Source organism: Aeromonas sp. 604282, from assembly GCF_049170575.1.
Taxonomy (GTDB): domain Bacteria; phylum Pseudomonadota; class Gammaproteobacteria; order Enterobacterales; family Aeromonadaceae; genus Aeromonas; species Aeromonas veronii_A.
Map to the genome: position 1 here is coordinate 107507 of NZ_JAAKMV010000007.1, position 9846 is coordinate 117352.

Here is a 9846-nt window from a genome sequence, read left to right on the forward strand (position 1 = left end):
TTGTTTGCTGCCACGGGGTGAATGTGGAACAATCTCCTTATAGATTCAGCCTTTATAAGGTGATCACGTGATTGATGGCGACGGATTTCGTCCCAATGTCGGTATCGTGATCTGTAACCGTGAAGGACAAGTGTTGTGGGCTAAACGCTATGGGCAGCACTCCTGGCAGTTTCCGCAGGGGGGGGTTGATGATGGTGAAACGCCAGAGCAGGCCATGTATCGAGAGCTGTATGAGGAGATTGGCCTCAAGCCCGAAGATGTGACCATCATGGCCACCAGTCGTAACTGGCTAAAGTACCGTTTACCCAAACGTCTTGTCCGCTGGGACAGTTCACCGGTCTGTATTGGCCAAAAACAAAAATGGTTCCTGTTACAGCTGAATCCGGGCAAGGAGTCGCAGATCCAGTTCGGCTGTCATGGCCATCCCGAATTTGACGACTGGCGTTGGGTCAGCTTCTGGTACCCGGTGCGTCAGGTCGTTTCGTTCAAGCGGGAGGTTTACCGCCGGGTCATGAAAGAGTTTGCCCCGCTGGCGATGCCAGTGCCGGTAGTGCAGGTCAACAAGAAGGATGGGCGGCGCAATCGCGCCCGTTAAGGAGCACAGATTAGTTGTTAACGGAACTGAGACGTATCGTCGAGAGCATGGCCGAGGCCAATACCCTCGAGCAGGCCTTGCAAGCATTGGTGAGCCAGACCCGGCACGCCATGGCAGTGGACTGCTGCTCCGTCTATGTCTCGGAACCCGAGGTGCGCCGCTATCGCTTGGCGGCTACCGACGGCTTAGCCCCGTCCGCGGTCGGCAAGGTCACTCTGCCCTACGAGCAGGGCATCGTCGGTCTGGTGGGTCAGCGGGAAGAGTTGATCAACCTGGCTGATGCTCCCGCGCATCCCAGTTTCAAATTCCTGCCCGATGTTGCCGAAGAGGCGTTCCGCTCCTTCCTTGGTGCCCCCATCATGCATCAGCGTCAGGTGGTCGGCATTCTGGTCGTGCAGCAGAAGGAGAGCCGCCGCTTCGATGAGGGGGAAGAGTCCTTCATGGTCACCCTGGCGGCCCAGCTGGCTTCGCGGATCGCCCAGGCGCAGGCCAAGGGGTGGCTGCAGAAGACCGACTGGAGCAAGCCGTTACGCGGTATTGCCGGTGCCAGCGGCATCGCCATGGCCAAGGCCTGGGTGTGGCGGCCCCGCAAGGCGCTCTCGTCCATTACCCCGCGCAAGGATGAAGACCATGCCAGCCAGCTGGCGCGGCTGGAGCTGGCGGTTGAGGAGGTGCGGCACGACTTGGAGAGTCTGGCGCTGCGTTTTCGTGAGAGCTACAGCCAGGATTCGGTGGCGATCTTCGACATCTACCTCCATCTGCTGAACGATCCTGGCTACATCAAGCCCATTCGCAACAAGGTGAGCAAGGAGCACTGGACTGCGGTATCTGCGGTCAAGCTTATCAGCGATCGCTTGATCGAGCAGTTCAAGGGGATGAAGGATCCCTACCTGCAAGAGCGCTCCACCGATGTGAAAGATATCGCCCAGCGGCTGATCAGCCGACTGGTGCAGAACGAGCCGGAGCATATCTCGATCGGTGAGCCTGTGGTGCTGGTCGCCGACGAGGTGACGGCCACCATTCTGGCGGAAGTGCCCCGCGAGTATCTGACCGGGGTGGTCTCGCTCAAGGGGGGGACCAACTCCCACGCTGCCATTCTGGCCCGTGCCATGGGTGTTGCCGCCATCATGGGGGTCGATCTGCCCCTTGGTGACATTGGTGGTCGTATGCTGGTGGTCGATGGCTATAGCGGTGATCTCTTCATCGAGCCCAATCAGGTGATCCTGACCGAGTATCGTCAGCTGCTGAGCGAAGAGCGGGCGCTCGATACCCTGGTGCGCAGCGTCGACAACCTGCCATCCGAAACCGCCGATGGCACCAAGGTCTCCCTACTGCTCAACGCAGGTCTCAGTGCCGATACCGAGATCTCCCTCAACCAGCTGGCGGACGGGGTGGGCCTCTATCGCACCGAGATCCCGTTCATGCTGCAGGAGAGCTTCCCCTCAGAGTGGGAACAGACTGCCCGCTATCGCGGCATTCTGGAGACCTACCGCAACCGGCCGGTCTGCATGCGGACGCTGGATGTGGGCGGCGACAAGCCGTTACCCTATTTCCCCATCGTCGAGGAAAACCCCTTCCTTGGCTGGCGGGGGATCCGGATCACCCTGGATCACCCCGAACTGTTTCTGGTGCAGCTCAAGGCGATGCTGAGGGCCAGCGAAGGGCTGGACAATCTGGCCATCATGCTGCCGATGATCAGCAGCGTCAGCGAAATCAAGGCCTCCCGTCGTCTGCTGGATCAGGCGTGGCGAGAGGTGTCGGAAGAGGCGGCAAGCCGCGATGCGGTGATCCGCTACCCCAGTCTCGGGGTGATGATCGAGGTGCCCTCAGCCCTCTTTATCTTGCCGGAGATGGCACCGCTCATCGACTTCTGGTCGGTGGGCAGCAATGACCTGACCCAGTACCTGCTGGCAGTGGATCGCAACAACTCTAGGGTTGCCAACATTTACGACGCCTTCCATCCTGCGGTGATCCGTGCCCTGCAACAGCTTGTTGATGCTTCCCACCGCTACCAGAAGCCGGTGTCGGTGTGTGGCGAACTGGCCGGTGATCCGGTCGGTGTATTGCTGCTGCTGGCCATGGGCTATCGCCGCTTCAGTATGAACACCCACAACATCGCCCGGATCAAGTACGTGCTGCGTCAATCCACCCTGAGCGAGTTGACCGAACTGATGGCCGATGGCCTCAAACATGACAACCCCCACGTACTGCGCGGCCTGTTTGCCCGCTATCTGGAGGAACATGGTTTGGGCGGTTTGCTACGAGCCGGTCATAAATCGAAACAGAGTGATTGATAATCATGCCTTGTCCCTGCTGACGAATGATCGGAAAATGCGGCTTTTATTTTGACTGGGGCCGCATATGCAGCACGATGGATATTGGGTTTTCTCGCAGATTGATCCCGTAGCATTCAGTTTGGGACCACTATCGGTACGCTGGTATGGTCTCATGTACCTGTTCGGTTTCGCGTTTGCCATGTGGCTGGCCGGCCGTCGCGCCGATGCGCCGAACAGCGGCTGGACCCGCAACGAGGTGTCGGATCTGCTGTTCTACGGTTTCCTCGGGGTGATCCTCGGTGGCCGCGTCGGTTACGTGCTGTTCTACAACTTCGATCTCTTCCTCGCGGATCCCACCTATCTGTTCAAGATCTGGACCGGCGGTATGTCGTTCCACGGTGGGTTGATCGGGGTGATCACCGCGATGATCTGGTTTGCCCACAAGACCAAGCGCCACTTCTTCACCGTGGCCGACTTTGTGGCACCGCTCATTCCGTTTGGTCTCGGTGTTGGCCGGATCGGCAACTTCCTCAACGGCGAACTGTGGGGCCGGGTCACCGATGTGCCCTGGGCCATCATCTTCCCGGAAGCCGGCCCCGAGCCGCGTCATCCCTCCCAGCTCTACCAGTTCGCGCTGGAAGGGGTGGTGCTGTTCATCATCCTCAACCTGTTCTGGCGCAAGAACCCGCCGCGCGGCGCCATCTCCGGCATGTTCCTGCTGTTCTACGGCCTGTTCCGCTTCCTGGTGGAGTTTGTGCGCCAGCCGGACAGCCAGCTCGGTCTCTACTTCCAGGAGATCAGCATGGGCCAGATCCTCTCCACCCCGATGATTGTCGCCGGTGCCCTGATGATCTGGGCCGCCTACAAGCGTCCGCAGCTGTTCGGTAATGCCATGAAGGAGGCGAAATAATGCGAGCTTATCTCGACCTGATGCAGAAAATCCTCGATGAGGGGACCGTCAAGTCTGACCGTACCGGCACCGGTACTGTCTCCCTGTTCGGCCATCAGATGCGCTTCAATCTGGCGGAGGGGTTTCCGCTAGTGACCACCAAGAAGTGCCACCTGCGCTCCATCATTCACGAGCTGCTCTGGTTCCTCAATGGCGATACCAATACCGCTTATCTGAAGGAAAATGGCGTCAGCATCTGGGATGAGTGGGCCGACGAGAATGGCGATCTGGGGCCGGTTTACGGCGCGCAGTGGCGCTCCTGGCCTGCGGCCGACGGGTCCGTCATCGACCAGATCCAGAAGGCGGTGGATGACATCAAGCACAACCCTGATTCGCGCCGCATCATCGTATCTGCCTGGAACGTGGGCGAGCTGGACAAGATGGCGCTGGCTCCCTGCCACGCCTTCTTCCAGTTCTATGTGGCGGACGGCAAGCTCTCCTGCCAGCTCTATCAGCGCAGTTGTGATGTGTTCCTCGGCTTGCCGTTCAACATTGCCAGCTACGCCCTGCTGACCCATATGATGGCCCAGCAGTGCAATCTGGAAGTGGGTGACTTCGTCTGGACCGGTGGTGATGTGCATCTTTACTCCAACCACATGGAGCAGACTGCGCTGCAGCTCTCCCGCGAGCCGCGCCCGCTGCCGACCCTGGTGATCAAGCGCAAACCTGACTCCATCTTCGATTACAAGTTCGAGGATTTCGAGATCGAGGGTTATGATCCCCATCCCGGCATCAAGGCGCCCGTCGCCATCTGATAGCAAGGCGCCTCAGGGCGCCTTTTTTATGCAGTTAAATAATTGAAAATTCATTTTATTGATTAATAAGACGGTAGCCAGAGACGAGGAAAACCTGCTTATAGCAGGTATGTTCTATTTTGCCTTCGGTTTTTTCGTTGTATTGAGCAGCAAGAAACGATTTTCCATTGGTTGTTGCAGGAGATAGACTCAAACCAAAGCAATACGGTGGAAAATTTAACCATGAGTGACGTAATCAAAAAGTTCCTGAAGCTGGAGGCCGCCTCCGGAATTATTCTGATCATGGCTGCCATGCTGGCAATGATTTTAGCCAATACCGCGCTGGCTGGCGGGTATCAGGCGTTTCTCGACACGCCGGTGCAGGTGCGCATCGCGGCTCTCGACATTAACAAGCCGCTGCTGCTCTGGATCAACGATGGCTTTATGGCGATCTTCTTCCTGCTGGTTGGCCTGGAAGTGAAGCGTGAAATGCTGGAGGGGGCGCTCTCCTCCCGGGTACAAGCGACTTTTCCGGCCATCGCGGCGGTGGGCGGCATGCTGGCTCCAGCCTTGATCTACGCCTTTTTCAACTATTCGGACGAAGTGGCGCGCGCTGGCTGGGCAATTCCGGCTGCGACCGACATCGCCTTTGCCCTCGGGGTGATGGCGCTGCTCGGCAAGCGGGTGCCGGTGAGCCTCAAGGTATTCCTGCTGGCGCTGGCCATCATGGATGACCTCGGCGTCATCATCATCATTGCGCTCTTCTATACCCAGCAGTTGTCGCTTGAGGCGCTGGCGATCGGCCTTCTGGCTACCTTTACCCTGTTCTGGATGAACCGTCGTGGCGAGGACAGGATCAGCCTCTACATGCTGGTTGGTCTGGTGCTCTGGGTTGCTGTACTCAAGTCGGGCGTTCACGCGACGTTGGCCGGTGTGGTGGTCGGATTTATGATCCCGCTCAAGGGGAAGCGTTATGAGTCGCCACTCAAGCATCTGGAGCACTCGTTACATCCCTGGAGCGCCTATCTGATCCTGCCGCTGTTTGCCTTTGCCAACGCAGGGGTATCCCTTGAGGGGATAGGTCTCTCCTCCCTGTTGAATCCGGTGCCCATGGGCATCATGTTGGGACTGTTTATCGGCAAGCCGCTCGGGGTGTTTACCATCAGCTGGCTGTCGGTCAAACTGGGTATCGCCCAGTTGCCGCCCGGGGTTAACTTCAAGCAGATTTTTGCGGTCAGCATCCTCTGTGGTATCGGATTCACCATGTCGATGTTTATCGCGTCACTGGCCTTTGAGCATGGTGGGCTGGATTACGGCAGCTACTCGCGCCTCGGGATCCTCGTTGGATCCAGCATTGCAGCGCTGGTTGGCTATCTGGCCTTGCGATTGTCACTCCCCAAGAGTGATGGGGACCAGAATGCGGAGGGTTTATGAGAAAACAGGCATGGTTACTGCTCTTCTTGGTCAGTCCTATGGGATTAGCTGGCGGGTTTGAAGAGTGTCGACAGGAGGCTGGTTCGGCCAGTTGTTCGGCCTATCTCAACGGGGTGGTGGAGAGTGCTCTGATGTTGGGGGACAAGCAGGCTAAGGCTCGTTTCGGCGAGACCTTCTCCGAGCGGGCGTTGAGCAGCCGGGCTGGCGAGATGGTCAAGCGTTCCAACAAGCGTTATTGCGCTGACCGGATGCCGGACAAGGCACGCCTCAAGGCCAGTCTGATGGAGCAGTTTGGCGCGAACAAGGTTGACTCGGTCAGCGACATGTATGACATTCTGGCGGTTGAACTCAGCTGCTACCGGAGTCCGCGTCAAGCGGAAACCCCATCGGATGTCACACCTTAACTACAACCATCTCTACTATTTCTGGATGACGCAGAAAAAGGGCTCTGTCACTCAGGCGGCAGAGGCCCTTTTTTTAACCCCGCAAACGGTCACCGGCCAGATCAAGCTGCTGGAGCAGCGTCTCGGTGGCAAGCTGCTCAAGCGCAAGGGACGCTCTCTTGAAGCAACCGAGCTGGGTCAGCTGGTATTTCGTTATGCCGACAAGATGTTCAGCCTCTCCTACGAAATGCTCGATATCGTCAACTACCGCAAGGAGAGCCAGATCCTGTTCGACGTCGGCATCGCCGATGCCCTCTCCAAGCGCCTTGCCAGCCGCGTGCTGCTCTCCGTCATCCCCAATGATGGTTCCATCCACCTGCGCTGTTTCGAATCAACCCACGAACTGCTGCTGGAGCAGCTGAGCGAGCACAAGCTCGACATGATCCTCTCCGACTGTCCGGTGGACTCCAGCCAGCATGCGGGGCTGCTCTCCAAACGGCTGGGCGGCTGTGGCGTCAGCTTCTTCTGCAAGGCGCCGCTGCCCGAAAAGCCCTTTCCGGCCTGTCTGGAAGAGCGCAAGCTGCTGATCCCCGGTCGTCGTACCGCCATGGGGCGTCAGCTGACCCAGTGGTTCGAACAGCAGGGTGTCTCCCCCAGCATTCTTGGCGAGTTTGATGATGCCGCCCTGATGAAGGCGTTTGGCTTCTTCAATCAGGGCATCTTCATGGCTCCGACCATCTATCGGGAGGAGATCCTTGAGGGGGAGGGGGTGATGCTGATAGGGGAGACCCAGGATCTGATGGAAGAGTATTACGTCATCTTCGCCGAGCGGATGATCCAGCATCCGGCGGTGAAGCGGGTCTGCGAGAGCGATTTTACCTTTCTCTTTTCCGGCCAGGAGAACTTCTCCGCTATCCAGCCTGCCACCCTGTCGTTTTAAAACGGCGCGTCACCACGTATCATCGGCGATCAGTGGCAGAGGAGAGATGTGATGCAACTTGAAGAGATGGAAGCCAATGCGAGTCGGGCTGTGGCACTGCTCAAGGCGCTAGCCAACGAACGACGGCTGTTTATTCTGTGCCAGTTGCTGGAGCGGGAGCTGTCGGTAGGGGAGCTTAACGAGCGCTTGGGATTGAGTCAGTCGGCCTTGTCACAGCATCTGGCGCTGCTGCGGCGGGATGAGCTGGTGACGACGCGCAAAGAGGCCCAGACGGTCTACTATTCGCTGCGCAGCCATGAGGTGCGTGAAATGATCAGCTTGCTGCATCGACTGTATTGCAGCGCAGATAAATAAAAAACCGGCACTAAGGCCGGTTTTTTCAGCTTTTATCAGCAGTTGCTGATTAAGCCATAGCTTTGATCTGGGCAGACAGGCGGCTCTTGTGACGAGCAGCTTTGTTCTTGTGGATCAGGCCTTTGGTCGCCATACGATCCATGATCGGCTGAGCAACAGCGAAAGCGGCAGTCGCGGCAGCTTTGTCGCCAGAGGCGATAGCAGCGATGACTTTCTTCAGGTAGGTACGGGTCATGGAACGACGGCTGGCGTTGTGCTGACGGCGTTTTTCTGACTGAAGAGCGCGCTTCTTAGCAGATTTGATGTTAGCCAAGGTAAAACTCCTAAAACTGTCTTAGCGAGTGTATTGAAAAGGCCCGGAAATATGCCTTTCCAACCACATAATGTCAAATGATTTGTGCAAATAAACACCGCCTCCCGGTGGTGTGTCAGTAGGGAGACGGTTAAACTGTCGGCCGATTCTAGCAGCATTCTTTTCATTCTGACAGTTCCAGAGGCCTCGTCTTGAGTAAGAAATTGATCAAATCCGGCATGATAGTGTCCGGAATGACGCTGGCATCCCGCGTAATGGGCTTGGTTCGCGATGTGGTCATCGCCAATCTGCTCGGTGCCGGGGTGGCCGCAGACGTCTTCTTCTTTGCCAACCGCATTCCTAACTTTCTGCGTCGCCTGTTCGCCGAAGGTGCCTTCAACCAGGCCTTTGTTCCCGTGATGACGGAGTACAAGAAAAATGGCGACGAGGGGGAAGTACGTGAATTGCTGGCCGCGGTGGCGGGTACGCTGGGGGGCATAGTGACGGTAGTTACCCTGCTCGGGGTACTGGGGTCGGGTGTGCTGACCGCGCTGTTTGGCTGGGGCTGGTTCTGGGACTGGTTGCACGGCGGGCCTGCGGCCGAGAAGTTCGAGCTCGCCAGTCTGATGCTCAAGATTACCTTCCCCTACCTCTGGTTTATCACCTTTACCGCCATGGCGGGGGCCATCCTAAACACCTTCGGCCGCTTTGCTGTCTCGTCGTTTACGCCGGTGTTTCTAAACATCACCATGATTGCGGCGGCCTGGTGGATTGCGCCGCTGATGGACAAACCTGAGATCTCGCTGGCAATTGGTGTCTTTTTGGGCGGTTTGGTGCAGTTTTTGTTCCAGTACCCCTTTTTGCGCCAAATCAACATGCTGGTATGGCCCAAGTGGGGATGGAATCACCCGGGAGTGGTGAAGATCCGCACCCTGATGATCCCGGCCTTGTTCGGGGTCTCGGTCAGCCAGATCAACCTGCTGGTCAACACCATGCTGGCTTCGTTTCTGGCGACTGGAGCCATCAGTTACCTCTACTACTCGGATCGCCTGCTGGAGTTCCCCCTCGGGCTGTTTGCGGTGGCCATCAGTACCGTGATCCTGCCAGCGCTGGCTAAGAAGCATGTGGATGCCGATCCTGCCGACTTCTCCCGCACCATGGATTGGGGGGTGCGGATGGTGATGCTGCTCGGCCTGCCCGCCATGATAGGCATTGCGGTGATGCGCGAGCCGATTCTGCGAGTGCTGTTCATGCGCGGCGAGTTCGGCCTGCATGAAGTGAGCATGTCGAGCGCGAGCCTGCTGGCTTCCACTACCGGTCTGCTCTCTCTGATGCTGATCAAGGTGCTGGCACCCGGTTATTACGCCCGTCAGGACACCAAGACGCCGGTGCGGATCGGGGTGATGTCGATGATTGCCAACATGGTCTGCAACCTCATCTTCATCTACCCGCTCGGTTACGTGGGGCTGGCGCTCTCGACCGCCTGCTCGGGTACCCTGAATGCGGCTTTGCTGTTCAAAGGGTTGTACCAGCAGAGCGTCTATCGTCCCTCCCGTCATACCGGCGTGTTCTGCCTCAAGCTGCTGGTCGCCAGCGTGCTGATGGGGGGCGTGCTCGCCTATCTGTCGCCGGATCTGGCCCAGTGGGGCGCATGGAGCATGGGTAAGGCCAGTTTGCAGCTGACCATGCTGCTGTCGCTGGGGGCTGCGGTCTATGCCGTGGTATTGCTGCTGCTGGGCATTCGGCCGCGTCACCTTAAATCGGGGCAGCAGTAGTCGTGATCCTGCGGCGCCATGGGGATAGTGCCTCATGGGACCACGAGGTTCGGGATTGGGCCCGGATAGTTGAAATCAGGCTATGAGGGCTGACCCTGCCTGCTGCCTGATATA

At 58.0% G+C, this 9846-nt stretch carries 10 protein-coding genes; 9 read left to right on the forward strand and 1 reads right to left on the reverse strand.

What is annotated here, in order from left to right:
* Positions 1-67: 67 nt before the first annotated feature.
* The 8 genes from rppH (at position 68) to G5367_RS10560 (ending at position 7665) form a co-directional block, all read left to right on the forward strand.
* Positions 68-595, forward strand: a complete 528-nt coding sequence (gene rppH, locus G5367_RS10525; protein ID WP_005341374.1) for an RNA pyrophosphohydrolase — start codon at positions 68-70, stop codon at positions 593-595.
* Positions 596-609: 14 nt separating this feature from the next.
* Positions 610-2889 (forward strand): phosphoenolpyruvate--protein phosphotransferase, encoded by a 2280-nt coding sequence (gene ptsP, locus G5367_RS10530; protein ID WP_421244048.1) that lies wholly within the window; start codon positions 610-612, stop codon positions 2887-2889.
* Between the two features lie 67 nt (positions 2890-2956).
* On the forward strand, positions 2957-3781 hold the full coding sequence (lgt, locus tag G5367_RS10535) for a prolipoprotein diacylglyceryl transferase (RefSeq protein ID WP_421244047.1): 825 nt from the start codon (positions 2957-2959) through the stop codon (positions 3779-3781).
* Entirely contained in the window at positions 3781-4575 is a 795-nt protein-coding gene (gene thyA, locus G5367_RS10540; protein ID WP_005340427.1) for a thymidylate synthase, read from the forward strand. Before lgt ends, thyA begins: the two co-directional genes overlap by 1 nt.
* A gap of 222 nt (positions 4576-4797) precedes the next feature.
* Positions 4798-5988 carry a Na+/H+ antiporter NhaA gene (gene nhaA / locus G5367_RS10545; protein ID WP_005341370.1) on the forward strand — a complete coding sequence of 397 codons (1191 nt, stop codon included), beginning with the start codon at positions 4798-4800 and terminating at the stop codon, positions 5986-5988.
* A 38-nt stretch (positions 5989-6026) separates the two neighbouring features.
* Positions 6027-6392 carry a hypothetical protein gene (locus G5367_RS10550; protein WP_085945960.1) on the forward strand — a complete coding sequence of 122 codons (366 nt, stop codon included), beginning with the start codon at positions 6027-6029 and terminating at the stop codon, positions 6390-6392.
* Entirely contained in the window at positions 6379-7311 is a 933-nt protein-coding gene (gene nhaR / locus G5367_RS10555) for a transcriptional activator NhaR (RefSeq protein WP_005340434.1), read from the forward strand. The genes G5367_RS10550 and nhaR overlap by 14 nt, the downstream gene beginning before the upstream one ends.
* Before the next feature lie 51 nt (positions 7312-7362).
* Positions 7363-7665: an ArsR/SmtB family transcription factor gene (locus G5367_RS10560; RefSeq protein ID WP_005341367.1), complete on the forward strand. Its 303-nt coding sequence runs from the start codon at positions 7363-7365 to the stop codon at positions 7663-7665.
* A 49-nt stretch (positions 7666-7714) separates the two neighbouring features.
* On the opposite strand, the gene rpsT is transcribed toward G5367_RS10560, so the two are convergent.
* Entirely contained in the window at positions 7715-7978 is a 264-nt protein-coding gene (rpsT, locus tag G5367_RS10565; RefSeq protein WP_005308808.1) for a 30S ribosomal protein S20, read from the reverse strand.
* 191 nt (positions 7979-8169) lie between these two features.
* Here rpsT and murJ point away from each other — a divergent pair, with 191 nt between their 5' ends.
* Positions 8170-9732 (forward strand): murein biosynthesis integral membrane protein MurJ, encoded by a 1563-nt coding sequence (gene murJ / locus G5367_RS10570; RefSeq protein WP_005348927.1) that lies wholly within the window; start codon positions 8170-8172, stop codon positions 9730-9732.
* The last annotated feature ends 114 nt before the right edge of the window (positions 9733-9846 follow it).

Bases quoted from the DNA above. Each gene is read 5' to 3' on its own strand.
- lgt (WP_421244047.1), top strand. From the start codon at position 2,957: ATGCAGCACGATGGATATTGGGTTTTCTCGCAGATTGATCCCGTAGCA.
- thyA (WP_005340427.1), top strand. From the start codon at position 3,781: ATGCGAGCTTATCTCGACCTGATGCAGAAAATCCTCGATGAGGGGACC.
- G5367_RS10550 (WP_085945960.1), top strand. From the start codon at position 6,027: ATGGGATTAGCTGGCGGGTTTGAAGAGTGTCGACAGGAGGCTGGTTCG.
- G5367_RS10560 (WP_005341367.1), top strand. From the start codon at position 7,363: ATGCAACTTGAAGAGATGGAAGCCAATGCGAGTCGGGCTGTGGCACTG.
- nhaA (WP_005341370.1), top strand. From the start codon at position 4,798: ATGAGTGACGTAATCAAAAAGTTCCTGAAGCTGGAGGCCGCCTCCGGA.
- nhaR (WP_005340434.1), top strand. From the start codon at position 6,379: ATGTCACACCTTAACTACAACCATCTCTACTATTTCTGGATGACGCAG.